Below are 18,945 nucleotides of genomic sequence, written 5' to 3'. Positions count from 1 at the left end.
CTCTACTCTGGCGGCCATCTGATGGCGTTTTCTGCGCTTCCGGTGCTCACGGACCCAGCGCATGACCCCGGAAACCGAAATCGGTGTCCGGAAAGGATCATGCGCCAACCAAAGTGTTAGGGCGTCCTTTGCGCGTCCAATGGACGCGCGGCGCTCTAATGTCCGCTGCGCTCCGGTTCTCGAAACCACCACCATATGACTCGCCGGAGCGAATTTCGAAACAGTCTCTGACAGGCGGGGTTCACGGCCAATCCAGTTTCGTCTAGGATCAGGTCGGCACCAGAAAGTAGCGTAGTGAATGGCGGTTGCTTGGATCGGCAACCGGGAAACGCTGGTCGAGCGCGCGGCTGCACATGCCGCCGCGCTGTTGGGGTCAAGCCGGTGCCCGGTTTTCAGCCTGGATACGGATATACACGGCACCAGGGCGGCGATCGCGCTGGCTGAGCGGGTCGGCGCGGCATACGATCATGCCGATGGCGCGGCACTTTCCCGGGAGACCGCGCTTTTTACCGACAAAGGCGCGATGACCGTCGCGCCCGGCGAGACGCGCCGGCGCGCCGACGTCGTGGTGATCGTGGGCGAACTCCCGCAGGTCCATCATGAATTTGTCGGCGAACTTGCCGGGACGGTTCCCGATCTCTCGGCCAAGAATCAACGCGAATTCTTTCTGGTCGGGCCGAACGGGGCGTCTGCGCCGCCGTTGAACAACGGGCGGGCGGCGACGCTCCTTTCCTGCGGCGAGGCAAGCCTCGGTGCGACACTGGCGGCGCTGAGGGCGCAGTACAGAGGGCGTCAGACATCGCAGCCGGTGTCGAATTTCGACGATTTCGCCAAAGCCCTGGAGGTCGCGCGTTTTCCCGTCTTCCTGTTTTCAGGCGATGCAACCGACGGGCTGGCGCTGGAGATGCTGCAAGGACTGATCGCCGATCTCAACCGCACGTCACGCGCATCCGGCCTGCACCTGCCGGCCAGCAAAAACGGATGGGGAAGCGCGCTCGCTTCGACCTGGATGACGGGTTTTCCGCTGCGCACGGGCTTTGCCCGCGGCTTCCCGGATTTCGATCCCTGGCGTTACGACGTCGCGCGCATGATCGCAGCCGGCGAAGCCGACCTGCACCTGCGGATCTCCTCCTCAATTGTCCAGCCGCAGAAGAAAAGACACCGCATGGCGCTTATCGCCTTGGCGAAAACGCAGAAGCCGATAGCCGGCGCCGCGGTCACCATCGCCATCGGCGAAGCGGGCGTCGATCACGAGGCGGTGTTCTATTCCAGCCGCACCGGTTCGCTGAGGTCGGTCGATGCGCGAGCGGCGTCCGAACTGCCCTCCGCTGCGACGGTCATCCGCCTGGTCGCCAGTCATGTCTCCGCCGAGGCCGCGTTGCCATGCTGACGAAAATCGCCGGCGGCGACATCATCGATCCCGTCAATGGCCGTCTCGGCCAGGGCGACCTCTGGATCAGGGACGACAAGATCGTCGGAGCGCCAGCGGGAGGCGCCGCCGACAGGACCATCGACGCCGCCGGCTGCATCGTGATGGCGGGCGCCATCGACATCCACTCCCATATCGGCGGCGGTAATGTGAATACGGCCCGGCTGCTCCTGCCCGAGCAACATGCCGCCCACCAGGCGCGGCCGGCGGCGACGCCGCTCTCCAATGCCGGCTGGTCGACCTTCCAGACCGGCTGCCTCTACGCCAAGATGGGTTTCACCACGGTCGTCGAGCCGGCGATGTCGCCGGGAGCCGCGCTTCACACCCATCTCGAACTGGCCGACATCCCGATCATCGACAAGGCGACGCTAGCCATTCTCGGCAACGACGATTTCCTGCTGTCGATGATCCGCGACGACGCCCCCTCGACGATGATCGAGGACTATGTCGCCTGGACCGTCGCCTCGACGCGAGCGCTCGGGGTCAAGGTGATCAACGCCGGCGCGGCTGCCGCCTTCAAGGAAAACGTCCGCACCTTCTCGCTGGACGATGTGGTGCCTTCCTATGGCGTCAGCTCGCGCAAGATCGTCAAGACGCTGCAGGCGGCGGTCGACAGTCTCGGGGTCCCGCATCCTCTGCATGTCCATTGCAACAATCTGGGCAGCCCTGGATCGGCGGATACGGCGGCTTCGACGATCGCGGCGGCGGAAGGGCTGCCGCTGCACCTCGCCCATCTCCAGTTCTACGGCTACGGCACGGAAGGGAAACGCAAGTTTTCCTCGGCCGCGGCGCGTCTTGCCGAACTGGTCAACACGACGCCGGAAGTCACCATCGACATTGGCCAGGTGATGTTCGGCCAGACGGTCACCATCTCCTCCGACGTCATGCGGCAGTTTTCGGCGCGTGGCAGTGCAAGCCCCAAGAAGTCGGTCATTCATGACGGCGACGGCAATGGCGGCGGCATCGTGCCCTACAGCTATGGCAAGGATTTCTATGGCACGATGCAGTGGGCGATCGGGCTCGAGCTTTTTCTGCTGATCGACGACCCCTGGCGGGTCTTCTTCACCACCGATCACCCCAACGGCGCACCCTTTACCGCCTATCCGGCGCTGTTCGCGCTGCTGATGAGCCGGGAAGCGCGCAATGAAATGATTGCCGGACTCTCGAAATCCGCGATGGCGCTCTCCACCCTGGCCGCAATCGAGCGCGAATACACGTTCGAGGAAATCGCCATCATGACGCGCGCGGCCCCGGCCAAGCTGCTTGGGCTGACCGATCGAGGCCATCTCGGCGCCGGCGCCATAGCCGACATCGCGATCTACCGCAGGAACGGGAATATCGCGAAAATGCTGGGGCAGGCGGCGTATGTCTTCAAGGATGGCGATCTCGTCGTGCAAGACGGGGAGATCACCCATTACCGTTGGGGCAAAGCGCTCAGGCTCAATCCGTCGCCGGACAAGGCGATGGTGCGCCGCCTGGAGGACTATCACCAGCAGCGTTACGGCCTGTCACTGGATTGGTTCAATTTCCCGGATTCCGCGATCGCGCGCGAACAGCCATTCGGCGAGGTGGCATGCCGAACGTGAGCGTAAATGGTATAACGATCGACGATACCTTTGCCGAGGCCTTCGGCATGCGCGCGACCGCCATCATCATCACCGCGCCGAACCGGAAATGGGCGCGCCAGGCGGCGATCACAATGACCGGCTTCGCCACCTCGGTGATCGGCTGCGGCTGCGAAGCGGCAATCGATGTCGAACTGCCGCCATCGGCCACGCCGGATGGCCGGCCCGGCTGCCGCGTGATGATCTTCGCGATGGGGACCGAGGAGCTGCAGAAACAACTGCTCAACCGCGTCGGCCAGTGTGTCTTGACCTCGCCAGGTTCCGCCTGCTTCGCCGGACTGGAGGGCAGCGCCGCGTTGAAGCTCGGTTCGGCGCTGCGTTATTTCGGCGACGGCTGGCAGATCTCCAAGAAAATCGGCGGCAGGCATTTTTGGCGCGTTCCCGTCATGGACGGCGAATTCCTGTGCGAGGCAACGACCGGGCTGACGAAGGAAGCCGTCGGCGGCGGCAATTTCTTCGTCATGGCTGAAAGCAGCGCCAAGGCCTTGGTCGCCGCCGAGGCCGCGGTCGCCGCGATCAGCCAGGTGCCCGGCGCGATCGTGCCGTTTCCGGGCGGCATTGCCCGTTCGGGTTCCAAGATCGGCGGTAAATACAAGGGCATGATCGCCTCGGCCAACGAAGCCTACGCACCGACGCTGCGCGGCGTCGTCAAGAGTGCGCTCGGCCCTGACATCAACGCCGTCCTGGAAATCGTCATCGACGGCGAGACCAACGACGCCGTAACCGCGGCAATGAAGGCCGGCATCAAGGCCGTCCTCGATCTCGGGCCGCACAAAGGCGCGGTTCGCATCAGCGCCGGCAATTACGGCGGCAAGCTCGGCAAATTCATCTATTCGCTGAAGGACATGCTGCCATGAAGGCGCTCACCTTCACTCTTGTCGCCGAGCCGCCCGAGCGCCTTGACCTGTCGCCGCTGACCGCGGAGCGTCTTGCCGGGATCGAAAGGCACGATATCGAAAAAATCCAGATCGGCATGTCGAAACATGGATCGAAGGTCGGCGATATTTTTCGCGTCGCCGGCAACGATCCTTTGGACATCGTGTTCGAAGGTGGAAGCGCGCGCCTCGACCGCGTCGCGGAAGGCATGCGTGACGGTTCGGTTCGCCTCGTCGGCGATGCCGGCGCCCAGGCCGGGCGCGCCATGCGCGGCGGCAAGCTCACGATCGAAGGCAATGCGGGTCCGCATGCCGGCTCCGCCATGCGCGGCGGCAGGCTTGAAATAACAGGCAACGCCGGCGACCACCTCGGCGCGCCGCTCGCCGGGGAACTGGCCGGCATGAATGGCGGTGTGCTGATCGTCAGAGGCAAAGCGGGCGCTTTTGCCGCCGACCGCATGCGGCGCGGCCTGATTGCGGTGCTGAAAGGCTCAGGCGACCATGCCGGCAGTCGCATGATCGCCGGCACGCTGGTGGTGGCCGGCGGCGCCGGCGAGATGCCCGGCTATCTGATGCGTCGCGGTTCGATCCTTCTCGATCGCGCACCAAAAAGCCTGTCGCCGAGCTTCGTCGAATGCGGAGCGCCGGAAAGCGTCTTCGCCGCCATCATCGATCGCCATCTGATCGCCGAGGGTATTTTGAAACGGCCGCTTCTGGGCAACGCGCCGCATAAATATGGCGGTGACAACGCGGTGCTTGGAATGGGTGAGGTTCTTTTCCCTCGCTGAAGCGTTGCAGCCCTACATAGCGCGGCCGATATGACCTATCGCTCATCATGACTTTCCGGGAAGGCGCGGGTTTTCGGGCGCAGCACCCAGTTCCGACCGCGCCAGACGCTTTGGTCTCATCCATTCGGTGCGCGCTTTTTCGGAAAGTACCAGTCCATGGCCCGGCCGGTCGGGCGCATAGGCGTAACCGTCCCGGATTTCGATGGGCTGATCCACCAGATGGTCGAAGTTCTGGAATGAGTATTCCAACCACTCGACTTCGGGGAGGGCGGCCGCCATATGCACGCCGACCTCCAGAAAGGTGTTGCCGATGCTGACCGGAATCCCGAGCTCGGCGGCCACCCAACCGATGCGCATGACATCGGTTACCTGGCCGTGGACATTCAGGATGTCGGCTGCGTGGGCTTCCAGAAGAAGCCGCTTGCCTTGAAGATCCAGATACTCCCCGCTGTTGATCTGGGCCCATGTCACTGCGTGCCTGAGCGTTCTCAGCCCTTCGTAGTCGTGCCGCAGGATCGGATCCTCGACCCACAGAAGATCGTGGCCGGCATCGCGGATCGCCACCAATTTCATTAGAGCTTCCTTCGAAGTCCACGCCTCGTTCGGATCGATCATGATTTTCGACCCTGCCGGCACGCAGGTCTTCAACAGCTCCAGGCGCTGCAGATCGCGGTCGAAATCCGGATGGCCGACCTTGATCTTGAAAGCGGAGTAGCCAAGCGACGCGGCGTGGGAGAACAAGGAGACGAAGGCCTCATCGTCGAGGTGGAAATCGAGACCGCTGGCGTAAGCACCCACGCGGTTGCGGCGACTGCCAAGCAGGACATGAAGGGGCAGGCCGGCCTCCTTTGCCGCAAGGTCCCAAAGCGCCACCTGAACAGCCTCCTGAAAAGGCAGGGAATAAGCCCGCTGGTTGCCGCCGCGCGGGCGGTTCACACGATGAACCAGCGCGATCGCCTTGTGCCCTTTCAGCGTCGGCCAAACCTCGTTCTCGAAAACTGCCTCGATCTCCGTCTGGTCGGGCAGGGGATTGAAGAGCGTCTGGATGAAGCCCAGTCCCACGTCGCCGCTTTCCGAAACGAGCTCCAGAGCGGCAATGTTGACATCGTCCGCGCGAACCTGACTGTCCCCGATTACCCGGTCGCGGGCGAACTGAAATCGGGTTATACGAAAATGCGAAAGGCTCATCACAATGACCTTCTGATCGTTTAATAATATTATACTGATCTATCAGATAACGCCTTTAGTATCGAACCCACGGAGGTGCCGCAAGTGGCGGGCAAAGCAAAATCCGTCTCTCATACCCCGGTGGCGGCCACCCGTATGAGCGATGTCGCCTATGAACGAATCCTGGAAGGCCTGTTCGACAGGCGCGTTCCGGTCGGCGCTTTCGTCTCGCAGAACGAGCTGTCCGCGATCGTCGACGTGCCCATCGCTCCGCTTCGCGACGCTTTGCGCGTGCTCGAAGCGGAGGGAATTCTCACCATTCATCCGCGCTCCGGGATCCAGTTCGTAAGACCCGGCATGGAGCTTACGCGCGCAACCTACCAGTTCCGCTCCATCATTGAGCGTTCGGCAATACGCGTCTTTGCCGAGCAAGGTGACGAGGCCGTCATGAATGCCTTGGAAATGCGGCATTCCCGCCTGGTTCGGCGGGTGGAGCGAGAAGGTGTCGGGAAAGAGCAGCTGGAGGAGATGGATGCGCTGGAGACAGAACTTCACGGCGCAATCGTCGGCGCGCTGCGCAATCCGCTGATCGACAGCACCTATCGGCGCATGCACAACTATCTGCGGCTTCTGCGGCTCGACAGCAAGCTCACTTCGCCGATCATGATCCGGACACTCAAGGAGCATCTCGACATCCTCGAGGCCTGCGGCACCAGGAATGCCGATAGCGCTGAAGCGATGCTGCTGGCGCATTTCCAAGCGGCCATGCAGCGCAACCTGGGGCTCGTCTGACAGGTCAAACCGCGCGCTTCGTTTGCTACTGCTCCCAAGCGCGGTTGCGCGGCTTGGGAAATGATGTTACCTCCAACTGATCGATCAGTGCGTTGATCTGATATCTTGGAGGAGATCGCATGCAGTTGAACAAGAGGCAGCTTCTCATCGGCTCCGCGGCCCTTGCGATGGCGGGGCACGTCGGCGGTGCCCGGGCCGCGAGCGCCATCAGCTACTGGCATCATTTTACCAGTCAGTCGGAAATGGCCAGCCTGCTCAAGATCATCGGGTTGTTTCAGGCGGCGAATACGGATGTGGCGGTGACGCAGGAAAACATCCCGAACTCGGAATACATGGCGAAGGTTTCTTCGGCGGTGCTGGCCGGCGGGCGTCCGGATACCGCCATGGTGATCGCCGAGCGATTCGCCGACCTTACCGCGATGGAGGGATTGATCGACCTTACCGACCGCGTGAACGGCTGGGCCGGCAAGACGAATTTTCCCGACAATCGCTGGACCGGGCTTTCCAGCAACGGCGCGATCTATGCCGTTCCCGCCTTCGCCTTCGTCGACTGGATGTACTACCGCACCGACTACTTCGAGGAAGCCGGGCTGGCAGGACCGCCCAAGACCTTCGACGAATTCCTGGAAGCCTGCCGCAAGCTGACGGATCCTTCGAAGGGCAGGTTTGCTTTTGGCATGCGCGCCGGCGCCGGCGGGTTCAAATATGTCATCGACGTCATGGAGGCGTTCGGCTCGCCGATCGTCAAGGACGGGCAGCCAGCCATCGACAGGGCCGCGGCGATCGAGGCGGTGACGTTCTATTCGGATCTCTTCCTCAAGGAAAAGGTCGTGCCGCCGAGCGCGCCAAACGACAGCTACCGCCAGATCATGGAGGCGTTCCGCACCGGACAGACGGCAATGCTGTGGCATCACACCGGTTCGCTGAACGAAATCTCCGGCGCGATGAAGCAGGGCGAACAGTTCTCGACCGCACCCATGCCGGCCGGCCCCAAGGCGCATATCGCTCGCGTCGCCTACGCCGGCAACGGCATCATGAAGGAAGACAATATCGAGGCTGCCTGGCAGTGGGTGAGTTTCTGGGGCCAGACGGACGCTGCCGTAGCGCTGCTCGAGGGGACCGGTTATTTTCCGGCCTCTGCCGCTGCGCTGCAGGATCAGCGGATCACCGGAAATCCAATCTACGGTGCGGCGGTGAAAACGCTCGACTTCGGACGCCTGCCGAATAATTTCATCGGCGCCGCGGGCTGGTCCGAGAACGTCGTCAATCCCGCTTTCCAGTCGGTGCTGACGGGCCAGTCGACGCCGGAACAGGCTGTGGACCGTATGACCCAGGGCCTCGAAGCTGCCCTTCGCTGAGATATTCCGGCACGGCGGCTCGGGCGTCAGCCGCGCCTATCACGCAACGGGACGGTGCTTTCGCGCCGGAGATCCATGACTTCAAGCGCGAGCAGATACCTGCCTTTCCGGGCTCTCGGCGAACTGTCCGAGACCCGATACTGGATGTATTTGCTGCTCCTTCCGAGCCTCGTCCTCATCCTTCTTGTGATCGCCTATCCGACCCTCTACGGCATGGCCATCAGCTTTCGCGAGATGCGTCTGACGCGCCCCGGGCTCGATGGCTGGGTCGGCTTCAAACACTATGCGGCGATGTGGTCCGACCCGGTGTTCTGGATCGCGCTGAAGAACACGGTCGTGTGGGTCACAGCCGCGGTCGTGCTGGAACTGGCGCTTGGCCTTCTCACCGCGACAGCGCTCAACAGGGATCTGCCGGGCACGAAGATCTTCGCCGTGCTCATCCTGCTTCCCTATTTCCTGCCCAACGTCGTAGCGGGCCATATGTGGGCGCTGATGCTCGATCCGCGGCTGGGGGTCATCAACGACATTCTGGTCCGCATGGGCGTCCTGCAGTCCTACAAGGCATGGTTTGCGGATCCCAATGCCGCCCTTGCGGCGACCATTCTGGTCGAAGCCTGGCACGGGTTTCCATTCTTCGCGCTCCTGCTGCTTGCGGGTCTGAAGAGTATTCCCGAGGACCTCTACAAGGCAGCCGCGGTGGACGGCGCGGGGGTGGCTGCGCAGCTCAGGCTGATCACCCTGCCGATGCTCAAGACCGTCATCGCGGCGGCGGTGATCCTGCGTGTCATCAGTCTGGTCAATTCGCCGGATCTGCTCCTCATTCTCACCGGTGGCGGGCCGGGAGATGCCACGCAGGTGCTGTCGCTGTACGCCTTCCAGACCGCCTACAAGGAATTCAATTTCGGCTACGCATCCGCCCTGTCGGTGGTGATGTTCGTCATCCTGATGATCTTCGCGGTCGCATACATCCGCATGTCCAGAATTACCAAGGAATAGAGCGATGATCGAAAGCAAGCGTCACCGGCGGTTGATCGCGAACATCGCCACCTATACCGTGCTTGTGAGCCTCTCGGCATTCTGTATCGGCCCGATGGTCTGGATGTTCCTGACGTCGCTCAAATATGAGGCCGACATCGTCACCCAGACGATGCAGTACATACCGAGCCGCATCACCTTCGACAATTATGTCGCCATCTGGACGCAGTCCGGCTTTCCCCTGCTTATCGGCAACAGCCTCGTCGTCACCTTGCTGACGGTGACGATCTGCGTCGTCACAGGGACGTTGGCCGCCTATGCATTTTCGCGCTTCGCGTTTCGCGGCCGGGACCGGCTCATGCTCGGCTATCTTGTCGTTCGCATGTTCCCGGCGGTCATGGTGATCATTCCCCTTTATGTCGTGATGCGTGGCGTCGGGCTCGTAGACAGCCGTTTCGGCCTTGCGCTCGCCTATACGAGTTTCCTGCTGCCGCTGTTCGTCTGGATGCTCAAGGGCTTCTTCGATTCAGCACCCAGGGAACTCGAGAGTGCGGCACGAATCGACGGTTCGACAAGGCTTGGCGCCATGGTCCGTATCGTCGTGCCGCTTGCGCGAAACGGCTTGGTTGCAAGCTCCGTGTTCATTGCCATCGCTGCCTGGAACGAGTTCCTGTTCGCCCTGATGCTCACGACGGGGCAGGGGTCTCGCACCTGGCCCGTGGGCCTGCAACTGATGGTCGGCGAGTTCCAGCTTCCATGGGCGTTCTGGCCGCCGGCGGCATCCTCAGCATCATCCCGGTCATCGTTCTCTTCGCTATCGTCCAACGAACCATGGTTCAGGGGCTGACCGCGGGCGCCGTCAAAGGTTAGGAGTGCTCACATGGCGACACTTTCCATCAAGGACGTGCGCAAGTCTTACGGTTCCGTACAGGTTCTTCACGGCGTCGACATCGAGCTCGAGGACGGGGGCTTCCTGGTTCTGCTTGGGCCGTCCGGATGCGGCAAGTCGACCTTGCTCAACATGATTGCCGGCCTCGACGACACGTCCGGCGGTGATATCCTGATCGGCGGACGCTCGGTCGTGGACCTTGCACCCAAGGACCGCAATATCGCGATGGTGTTTCAATCCTACGCGCTGTACCCGACCATGTCGGTCGCGAGGAACATCGGTTTCGGGCTGGAAATGCGTGGCGTGGGCGCCGACAAACGCAAGCGTGCCGTCGAAGACGCCGCGCGCTTGCTGCAAATCTCCCATCTGCTCGACCGGCGCCCCGCCAACCTGTCGGGCGGACAGCGGCAGCGCGTGGCGATGGGCCGGGCGATCGTGCGCGACCCGGAGCTGTTCCTCTTCGACGAGCCGCTGTCCAATCTCGATGCCAAGCTTCGCGTGGAAATGCGCACTGAAATCAAGCGCCTGCACGAGCGTCTCGGCACGAGCATCGTCTATGTCACGCATGATCAGATCGAGGCGATGACGCTGGGCACCAAGGTGGCCGTGATGAAGGGCGGACACATCCAGCAATTGGCAGACCCACGCACTGTCTATGAACGGCCCGCCAATATGTTCGTGGCAAGCTTCATAGGGTCTCCGGCAATGAACTTCCTGCCTGGACGATTGGTCCGGGACGCGAACGGTGTCCGTTTCGAAGCGAGCGGGGTATCGATCGCGATGCTGGCCGGCAAACCGGCGGAAATCTCCGAGCGCCCAGTGATCCTGGGCATGCGGCCTGAGGAACTGAAGGTGGCTGCGCGCGATCAAGCTTCGGTAACGGGCGTGATCGATGTGGTCGAGCCTACCGGGCCCGAAACCATGGTGACAGTGCAGGTTGGCGATCGCTCGGTCATGGCGCGCGTGCCGCCGAGGTTTGCCGGCCAACGAAACGAGGCAATCTTTCTTGCCGTCGATCCGGCGAGCGTCAACCTGTTCGATCCGGACACCGAGCAGCGCATCGATATTTAGCGTACGGACCGCCTTGCTGGCGTGCGCTAGGCAACGGCCGGCTTGCAGCGCAAACCGGCCGTTTTGCAAGGCGTTGCAGCGGACAACGCAATGCCTTCATCGCCGTGTTCCGTCCGACATCCGCAAATTGCAGCTGCACCTTCCGATTGAACGGCGGATTTCTTTGCGCGAGATGTTCGCGCCACGTTTGGCTTTGCGACGTTTTGGAAGAAACCACATAATCGCAGAACTTGATTCTGATGCCACTTTATTGGGCAGCGAGGCTGTCCCGGTGTTCTTCAGTAGAACGTTTTTGCGTCAATATGCCCAAAATATCAACAAGGTAGCGCGATTGGGCGTTTTTGGCGCATCATCGGCAGCGCACAGGAAGAATCCATGTTGTCAAGCGCAGAGTTTTGGCTAACGTATAGAAAGCCACAAAACCACATGATGGAAAAAGGGGAACTGCATATGAGCGAGTCAAGCAGGCGCGATTTCATGAAAGGCATGGCGGCGTTCGGAGCGGGCGCCGGGCTTATGGTGATCAACCCGGAATTCCTGGTCTCTGGCGCGGCTGCGCAGGCGGGCAAGCAACTGGTCTTCCTGTCGGCCGAGAACATCACCGGCAACTGGGATCCGACGGCGCATACGACGCTGTCGCAGAAGAACATCGAGGGTTTCGTCATGGGGTTCCTGACGCGCACGCCGATGCGCGTCGAAAATCCCGACGAGGTCATCTACGAACTCGCCACAAAGATCACCTTGCTTGAGCCGACCAAGCTCGAGATCAAGTTGCGTGAAGGGGTGAAGTTCCACGACGGCAAGCCGTTCAAGGCGGAAGACGTCAAGGCGACATTCGAATACGGCTCGCAGCCGGACCGGCCGGCGCAATGGTATCCCGGCCCGACCGAGACGCTGACGATCACGACGCCGGACGACTACACGGTGATCGTCGATACATCGAAGGGCGGCTATCCGGCACACCTGTTCATCTTCCTCGCCTCTTATCTGCCGATGCTGTCGGCGACCGACATCGCCGCCGGGCCGAGCGGGCCGCTTTCGCAGCGCTTGAACGGCACCGGGCCCTACAAGTTCGTCGAGCAGCGAGGCAACGACACGGTGTTGGAAGCCTATCCGGACTATTTCCTCGGTACGCCGACTATCCCCGGCATCAGCTTCAACTTCGTTGGCGATTCGACCACCCGCATGCTGTCGCTGATGAACGGCCAGGCTTCCATCGTGGAGCGGCTCGAACCGGAGCAGGTGGCGACCCTGCAAGGCAACGAGAATGTGGCGATCAGCAGCGTGGTCTCGGTCGAGAACAAATATCTGTGGTTCCGCTGCTCCAAGCCGCCCTTTGACGATCCGCGCGTGCGCATGGCGGCCTGTCACGCGATCGACCGGTCGATGTTGCTCGAAATCCTCGGCGAGGCCGGCCATGCCTCGGCGAATTATGTCTCGCCGGTGAAGTTCGGCTATATCGACCTGCCCAACTATCCCGAATACAGCCCGGAGAAGTGCCAGGCCCTGCTCGCCGAAGCAGGCTTTCCGAAGGGGCAGGGCCTGCCCGAACTCGAATACATTACCTCGGTCGGGTTCTATCCCAAGACCAAGGAGTATGGCGAGGTGATCACCGCGATGCTGCAGGAGCAGGGATTCCCCGTCACGCTGTCGGTGCTGGAGATCGCGGCGTGGAACGAGCGCCTCTACGACCGTCCCGGCGGCGGTCCGGGCCATATGGTCGACTGCGGCTGGTCGACCGGATCGCCGGAACCGGACCTCGTGCTGCGTACGCATTTCCATTCCTCATCCAAGCGCATCACCGGCATCGTCGATCGCGAATTGGACGCCTCACTCGACAAGGAGCGCAGTGCGGCCTCGCTCGAGGAGCGCAAGCAGATCCTCCAGACGGAAACCATGCCGATGATTGCCGCGAAGGTGCCATCGTTCTCGCTGTTCACCTCCGTCATGATCCACGCGATGGACAAATCGCTGACGGGGCTCTTCATCTATCCGGACGGCTCCATGGATGCCTCGAAGTCGGCGTTCGCCTGATTGGCCCAAGCCACGGCCCGGGAGAAACAAGCCGGGCCGTGACAGTCGCCGACGGTCGGGCGTCCGGACACACGGACCCGGCTGCCGGCAACCAGTCCTCGGGCTTCGTTCGCCGCAGGAGATGGAATGTTCGTCATCAGCTTTCTTGTCCGCCGCCTGGCTCAGGGCGCATTGATCATCTTTCTCGTCACGCTGCTGATCTTCACGCTGCTTCGCATCGTTCCGGGCGATCCCGTCCGGTTGATGGCGGGCGGAATGGCGCCCGAGGCGCTGATCGAGCAAATCGCCGAGGAGATGGGGCTTCGCGACCCGGTGCTGGTTCAATTCGGGCGCTATATGAGCGGCGTTGTCAGGGGCGACCTCGGCCAGTCGTTCGTTCGGCCGGCCAGCGGCGCCTCGACCGGCGGATCCAGTTTCGGGGACGCCACGCGCGGCGAGCGCGCCGATGTGCTCACCCTTATCGGCGAGACCCTGCCGATGACGCTGCAGCTCGCCTTTCTGGCGATCGCGTTCGCGATGATCTTTTCGTTCCTGGTCGGCATCCCGGCCGGACTGTCTCCCGGACGATGGCCGGACAGGGTCGCATTTTACGTGTCGTCGATCTTCATATCCCTGCCGGGTTTCTGGCTCGGCATCGTGCTTGCGCTGCTCTTGTCCGTGAAGCTCGGATGGCTGCCGGCGATCGGCTACAAGGGTTTTGCCTACACCATCCTGCCGGCAATCGTGCTGGCTGTCGAACTTTCGCCGGTTCTTATCCGGACGCTGACCGGCTCGATCTCCTCGGCGATGACGATGCCGTTCATTGCGGTCGGCCGCGTGCGCGGGCTCAGCCAGCGCCGCATCATCTTCGCGCATGCGCTGCGCAACGCCTCGGTTCCGCTGCTCAATCTGCTCGGCATCCAGATCAGCGGCCTGCTCGGCGGCGTGCTCGTGATCGAATTCATCTTCGACTATCCCGGACTGGGGCTTTTGACCATCAACGCCGTGCTGCAGCGCGACTTTCCGCTGATTCAGGGGATCGCGATCGTCACCAGCGCCATCTTCGTCCTGATCAACATCGCGGTCGACCTGATTGCGACCTTGATCGATCCGAGACTGGAATACTGATGAGCGTCGCGGAAGCCAATCTGGACCTGAAAGCAACCGCGCCGGAAGCGCAGCGCGGCGCCTCGCTGTCCCGGCGGATATGGAAGGCGGCGCTCGCGTCGAACGAGTTCCGGGTCGGCCTCGTGATCTTCGCCGTACTGGGTCTCGCGGCGTTGCTCTACCCGGCCTTGAGCGGCATCGACCCCACCAAGATGAACGTCGCCGGCCGTTTGCAGTCGCCGCCCTTCCTCGGTGACAAATGGAGCTGGGCGGCGCCGCTCGGCACCGATCAGATCGGTCGCGACATGCTGGTGCGCAGTCTGGTGGGATTGCGCTATTCCCTGCTGATCGGACTGTCCACCGTGGTGGTGATGCTGATCATCGGCTGCTCGCTCGGCACGCTCGCCGGCTATTATGGGGGCAGGATCGACATGGTGATCATGCGGATCACCGACGCGCAGCTCTCCATCCCGATGATCATCCTGGCGATCACGGTTCTGGGGGTATCGCGGCCGACGATTCCGGCGATCATCCTTGTTCTCGGCCTTTCGAGTTGGCCGGTCTATGCCCGCGTCACACGCAGCGTCGTGATGACCGAACGCAAGAGCGAGTATGTGCGTGCCGCCCAGGTCAGCGGCGCTTCGGATTTTCGCATCATGGTCTGGCTGCTCGCGCCGCTGGTGCTGCCGCCGATCATCTTCGTGTCGGTGCTCGACGTGGCGCGCATGATGATCTTCGAGTCGATCCTCGGCTTCATCGGCCTCGGCGTGCAGCCTCCGACGCCGACCTTCGGCAACATCATCGCCGACGGCAGGAAATACCTGCTCAACGCATGGTGGATCGCTACCATGCCGGGAGTGTTCCTGTGCCTTACCCTGACCAGCATCAACCTCATGGGCGCTTCGTTCGAGCGGGCCCGCAACCGGATCTACGGAGGCGTGTCGTGAACAGCAGCCCGGTCCTGTCGGTCAGGAATCTCGGCGTGGACGTGGGCACGGGCGCTGGCGCCCGGCCGGTCGTCTCCGATGTCAGCTTCGATCTCGCTCCGCGCGAAATCGTCGGCATCATCGGGGCCAGCGGTTCAGGCAAGACCGTTCTGGCGCGAGCCCTGGTCAACTGGATCGACCCGCCGCTGCGCATCGCGTCCGGCTCGGTCGAGTACAAGTCGCAGAACATCCTCGACCTGGCCGGCGGACGGATGCGCCTGCTGCGCAGGGAGATCGCCTATGTCGGCGCGAATCCCATGGGAGCGCTGGATCCCACGTTGCCGGTCGGCCGCCAGATCGTCGAAAAGCTGAGCGCCGTAGTGCCCGGCATCGACCCGTCGGAGGCCCGCAAGCGGGTCATCGACCTTCTTGGAGCGGTTCGCATTCCCTCGCCACGATTGCGCTTCGACGAGTACCCCTCGCAATTCAGCGGCGGCATGATGCAGCGCGCACTGATCGTCGACGCCTTGGTCAGCAATCCGGCCTTCCTCGTCGCCGACAACGTCACCCAGCCGCTCGACGTGACAGTCGCGGCGCAGGTCTTGCGTTTGATGCGCGAGTTGACGGAGCGTTTCGACACCGCGGTGGTGTTCGTTTCCTCGTCGCTGCCGACGGTCAAGGAGGCGGCCGATCAGGTCCTGGTGCTGTCCGAAGGCAGGATCGTCGAGCGCAACACCCCGCAGCGGCTCATCGACGCGCCGCAGCATCCCTATACGCTGCAGTTGATCAGCCAGATACCGAAAATCTGGACGAGCGAAGCGGCCGCCGTTCCGCGTACACAGAACGCGGCCAGGCCAACGATCAGCATCCGCGACGCCACCCGCACCTACCGTGTCCGCAAACGGGGAACGTTCGCCGCCCACAGCGAGGTTCGCGCCGTGCGCAACGTCACCTTCGACGTCATGCCGGGCGAGAATTTCGGTGTGGTCGGGGAGTCCGGCTGCGGCAAGTCCACCCTGATGAGGCTTCTCAGCCGCCTGGAGTTTCCCGACAGCGGCAGCGTCATCTGCAATGGCAAGGACCTCTCGAAACTGCGGGGAAAGACGCTGCTGAAGTTCCGGCGCGATTTTCAGCTGGTGCTGCAGGATCCGTTCAACTCGCTGCCGCCGCGCACGTCGATCGGCGCGATCCTGGAGGATCCGCTGCGTGTGCACGGCATGCGCAATGCGAAGGAGATTCGTGAACGCGTGCTGGCGGTCATGGCCGAGGTCGAGCTTCCCGCGAACCTCTATGACGAACTGCCGCTTGGGCTCAGCGCCGGTCAACGCCAACGCGTCAACGTCGCCCGCGCCATGGTGCTCGAGCCGAAGGTGCTCATCATGGACGAGACGCTATCGTCGCTTGACCAGACCGAGCAGTTCCGCTTGCTGGCGCTGTTCGAAAAGCTGCAGGCCCAGCACGGCCTGACCTACGTCTTCATTTCGCATGACCTTGCAATGGTCCGCCGCGTTTGCAACCGGGTCGCCGTGATGTATCTCGGCGAGGTGGTGGAGATCGCCCACAATGAGCGTCTTTTCTTCGATCCGGGGCATCCATACACGAAGGCGCTGTTGAGTGCGGTTCCGACACTGGAGGAGCGCCGCTACAGGCCGGAGGACTGCCTGCTGGAGGGAGAGCCGCCGAGCCCGATCGACCTGCCGCCGGGCTGCAGTTTCGCCAGTCGCTGTCCGCATGCCTTCGACAGGTGCCGTGCCGAGAGCCCGACGCTGACGGCTCGAAATCACGGCGAGTTGGCGGCCTGCTTTCTCGTCGGAGGACCGGGAGCCCGCGCCGCCGCATGATGGACAAGAAAAAACGGGGAGGAACATACCGATGGAAGCGAAATCCGCATGAGCGATCCTGAAGATCGCTTGCAATACGCACTGGCCGAACTCGACAGGCACGGGCGCGTATCGGTGCAGGCACTCGCGGAGCATTTCCAGGTCAGCCGGGAAACGGTGCGTCGCGACCTGAAGCAACTGGAACTCGAGGGGCACCTGCGGTGCATCTATGGCGGTGGCGTCAAGCCGCGCCCGAACGCCGACGAACCCATCGCCGACCGGATGCGGCTGAACGCGCGCGAGAAGGCACGCATCGGCGAATGCGCGGCGACCCTGCTCAGGGACAACATCAAGATCTTCGTCGACACCGGCACGACGACACTGGCCTTCGCCAAGCATCTGAGGAACTGGCCGGACATCACCGTCTACACCAACTCGCTCGACATCGTCGCGCTGCTCGCCGATGCCGGCCATCCCAATCTCGTGGCGGTCGGCGGCGACGTCAGGGCGAGCTACCGGGCGTTCATGGGGCCGGATCCGGTCGATCTCGTCACGCGGCATCTGTTCGACATCGCCTTCGTCGGCATTGCGACCGTCGATAGCCGGTTCGGCTTCATGGACCTCGGGCAAGACGAGGCGAACATTCGCCGCGCGCTGCGAAAGCACTCCAAACAGTGCGTCATGCTGGCCGACAGCAGCAAGTTCGGCCGGCAGGGCTCGATCTGCACATACGAATTCCGGGACGTCGACATCCTGATCACCGACGCTCCCCTCAAGGCGGACTTCGCCGCGCAAATGGATCAGGCGCAGGTAAAGGTGCTCTATGCTTGAAATTCGCAAGGACCCGTCGGCTTTCCCCGACATCGACGCCGAAGCCCTCCATCGGATGATGGATGAGGTTTCAGCCTTCGGCGGCGGTCCAGACGGCTCGATGACGCGACTGACCCTGTCGCGCGAGGATGGACTGGCACGCGACTGGTTGGCTGCATGGTTCGCGCGGGAAGGTCTGCGCCTCGAGGTCGACGCGATCGGCAACATGTACGGATTTCTCGACTGGGCCGGCAAGGATGCGCCCTGCATCATGTGCGGGTCGCATCTCGACAGCCAGCCGAATGGTGGCCGTTTCGACGGCGCCTATGGGGTGATCGCCGCCTGCGGCGCGATAGAGGCGATCCGGCGCCGGGTGGCCGAGACCGGCATCACGCCGAAATGCAACTTCATCATCGTCAACTGGACCAACGAGGAAGGTGCGCGATTCCAGCCCAGCCTGCTTGGCAGCAGCGTCAATTCCGGCGAGATCGACCTCGATTTCGCGCTGGCGCGCCGGGACGGCTCCGGCGTTTCGGTGGCCGAGGCGCTGGCGGAAATCGGCTATGCTGGCAAGGCCGCTCGCGTGGTGCCGGACGCCCTGATCGAGATCCACATCGAGGGTTCGGCCCATCTCGAGAAGGCCGGCCTGCGGTTCGGGGCATTCACCCGTTTCTGGGGCGCCGTCAAATATCGCCTCGCCTATGTCGGCCGGCAGGCCCATACCGGCCCGACTCCGATGGCCGAGCGGCAGGATGCGCTGCTCGCCGCCGCCTATCTGATCGCCGAACTCCGGGACATGGCCGACAAGGCCGGTCCGGATCTGCACACCTCGGCGGCGCGGTTGGAAGTCCATCCCAATTCGCCGAACGTGGTGCCGGCAGAGGCGGTGATGTTCATCGAACTGCGGTCGGCAAGCGCCGAGCTTCTGGCCTCGGCCGAAGCGGACCTCAAGCAGAAGATCGCAGCCTGCGCCGCGCGTGCGCGCGTGTCGTTCGAAGTTCGATCCATAGACCGCAGGCGGGCGGGAGGGTTCGACGGCGGGCTGATCGATCTGGCCGAACAGACCGCCGGATTGCTCGGGCAGACCGTGCTGCGGCTCGACACGATCGGTGGGCACGACGCCGTCAGCATGTCGGCGGTGACGCCGGCGATCGTCATCGGGGTGCCGAGCGTCGGCGGTGTCATCCACCATCCGACGGAGTTTACCACGCCCGAGGACCGGCTCCTGGGGACGGAACTGCTCGCGGGGATGCTGTGGCGGTTCTGCGTCGACGGCAACGTCCTGAAGCGCTGAAGGGCC

General features: G+C 62.9%; 16 protein-coding genes. 15 read left to right on the top strand and 1 reads right to left on the bottom strand.

Going from position 1 to position 18,945, the window contains the following annotated elements; all coding sequences use genetic code 11:
* Window positions 1–298 precede the first annotated feature (298 nt).
* The 4 genes from IQ26_RS11995 to IQ26_RS11980 are packed head-to-tail and all read left to right on the top strand — an operon-like array spanning window position 299 to window position 4,717.
* Window positions 299–1,390: a molybdopterin-binding domain-containing protein gene (locus IQ26_RS11995; RefSeq protein WP_145717121.1), complete on the top strand. Its 1,092-nt coding sequence runs from the start codon at window positions 299–301 to the stop codon at window positions 1,388–1,390.
* Complete coding sequence (locus tag IQ26_RS11990; RefSeq protein ID WP_145717117.1) at window positions 1,384–3,015, top strand: formylmethanofuran dehydrogenase subunit A; 1,632 nt, start codon at window positions 1,384–1,386, stop codon at window positions 3,013–3,015. Before IQ26_RS11995 ends, IQ26_RS11990 begins: the two co-directional genes overlap by 7 nt.
* Window positions 3,003–3,911 carry a formylmethanofuran--tetrahydromethanopterin N-formyltransferase gene (gene fhcD, locus IQ26_RS11985; RefSeq protein ID WP_145717113.1) on the top strand — a complete coding sequence of 303 codons (909 nt, stop codon included), beginning with the start codon at window positions 3,003–3,005 and terminating at the stop codon, window positions 3,909–3,911. The genes IQ26_RS11990 and fhcD overlap by 13 nt, the downstream gene beginning before the upstream one ends.
* Window positions 3,908–4,717: a formylmethanofuran dehydrogenase subunit C gene (locus IQ26_RS11980; protein ID WP_145717111.1), complete on the top strand. Its 810-nt coding sequence runs from the start codon at window positions 3,908–3,910 to the stop codon at window positions 4,715–4,717. Before fhcD ends, IQ26_RS11980 begins: the two co-directional genes overlap by 4 nt.
* 45 nt (window positions 4,718–4,762) lie before the next feature.
* Here IQ26_RS11980 and IQ26_RS11975 read toward each other — a convergent pair whose 3' ends face one another.
* Window positions 4,763–5,905, bottom strand: coding sequence for a mandelate racemase/muconate lactonizing enzyme family protein (locus tag IQ26_RS11975; RefSeq protein WP_145717109.1), 1,143 nt, complete (start codon window positions 5,903–5,905; stop codon window positions 4,763–4,765).
* Window positions 5,906–5,989: 84 nt separating this feature from the next.
* Here IQ26_RS11975 and IQ26_RS11970 point away from each other — a divergent pair, with 84 nt between their 5' ends.
* The 11 genes from IQ26_RS11970 (at window position 5,990) to IQ26_RS11920 (ending at window position 18,939) form a co-directional block, all read left to right on the top strand.
* Window positions 5,990–6,676 carry a GntR family transcriptional regulator gene (locus IQ26_RS11970; RefSeq protein ID WP_240547086.1) on the top strand — a complete coding sequence of 229 codons (687 nt, stop codon included), beginning with the start codon at window positions 5,990–5,992 and terminating at the stop codon, window positions 6,674–6,676.
* A gap of 119 nt (window positions 6,677–6,795) precedes the next feature.
* Complete coding sequence (locus tag IQ26_RS11965) at window positions 6,796–8,034, top strand: ABC transporter substrate-binding protein (protein WP_145717106.1); 1,239 nt, start codon at window positions 6,796–6,798, stop codon at window positions 8,032–8,034.
* Between the two features lie 75 nt (window positions 8,035–8,109).
* A complete protein-coding gene (locus IQ26_RS11960) occupies window positions 8,110–9,030 on the top strand; it encodes a carbohydrate ABC transporter permease (RefSeq protein WP_145717104.1) in 921 nt (306 codons plus the stop codon).
* Between the two features lie 4 nt (window positions 9,031–9,034).
* Window positions 9,035–9,856, top strand: a complete 822-nt coding sequence (locus IQ26_RS11955) for a carbohydrate ABC transporter permease (RefSeq protein WP_240547085.1) — start codon at window positions 9,035–9,037, stop codon at window positions 9,854–9,856.
* 33 nt (window positions 9,857–9,889) lie between these two features.
* Window positions 9,890–10,969 (top strand): ABC transporter ATP-binding protein, encoded by a 1,080-nt coding sequence (locus IQ26_RS11950; RefSeq protein WP_145717102.1) that lies wholly within the window; start codon window positions 9,890–9,892, stop codon window positions 10,967–10,969.
* Between the two features lie 450 nt (window positions 10,970–11,419).
* On the top strand, window positions 11,420–13,003 hold the full coding sequence (locus IQ26_RS11945) for an ABC transporter substrate-binding protein (RefSeq protein ID WP_145717100.1): 1,584 nt from the start codon (window positions 11,420–11,422) through the stop codon (window positions 13,001–13,003).
* A 126-nt stretch (window positions 13,004–13,129) separates the two neighbouring features.
* Complete coding sequence (locus tag IQ26_RS11940) at window positions 13,130–14,110, top strand: ABC transporter permease (RefSeq protein ID WP_145717098.1); 981 nt, start codon at window positions 13,130–13,132, stop codon at window positions 14,108–14,110.
* On the top strand, window positions 14,110–15,036 hold the full coding sequence (locus tag IQ26_RS11935) for an ABC transporter permease (RefSeq protein ID WP_145717096.1): 927 nt from the start codon (window positions 14,110–14,112) through the stop codon (window positions 15,034–15,036). Before IQ26_RS11940 ends, IQ26_RS11935 begins: the two co-directional genes overlap by 1 nt.
* Window positions 15,033–16,856 carry a dipeptide ABC transporter ATP-binding protein gene (locus IQ26_RS11930; RefSeq protein ID WP_240547084.1) on the top strand — a complete coding sequence of 608 codons (1,824 nt, stop codon included), beginning with the start codon at window positions 15,033–15,035 and terminating at the stop codon, window positions 16,854–16,856. Before IQ26_RS11935 ends, IQ26_RS11930 begins: the two co-directional genes overlap by 4 nt.
* A 48-nt stretch (window positions 16,857–16,904) precedes the next feature.
* On the top strand, window positions 16,905–17,666 hold the full coding sequence (locus IQ26_RS11925; RefSeq protein ID WP_145717092.1) for a DeoR/GlpR family DNA-binding transcription regulator: 762 nt from the start codon (window positions 16,905–16,907) through the stop codon (window positions 17,664–17,666).
* Entirely contained in the window at window positions 17,659–18,939 is a 1,281-nt protein-coding gene (locus IQ26_RS11920) for a Zn-dependent hydrolase (protein ID WP_145717090.1), read from the top strand. The genes IQ26_RS11925 and IQ26_RS11920 overlap by 8 nt, the downstream gene beginning before the upstream one ends.
* Window positions 18,940–18,945: the final 6 nt, after the last annotated feature.

This window comes from Mesorhizobium tianshanense, assembly GCF_007830515.1.
GTDB classification, from domain to species: Bacteria; Pseudomonadota; Alphaproteobacteria; order Rhizobiales; family Rhizobiaceae; genus Mesorhizobium; species Mesorhizobium tianshanense.
Note: the sequence above shows the minus strand (reverse complement) of the source record. Positions and strands in the feature narration are given on the sequence as shown.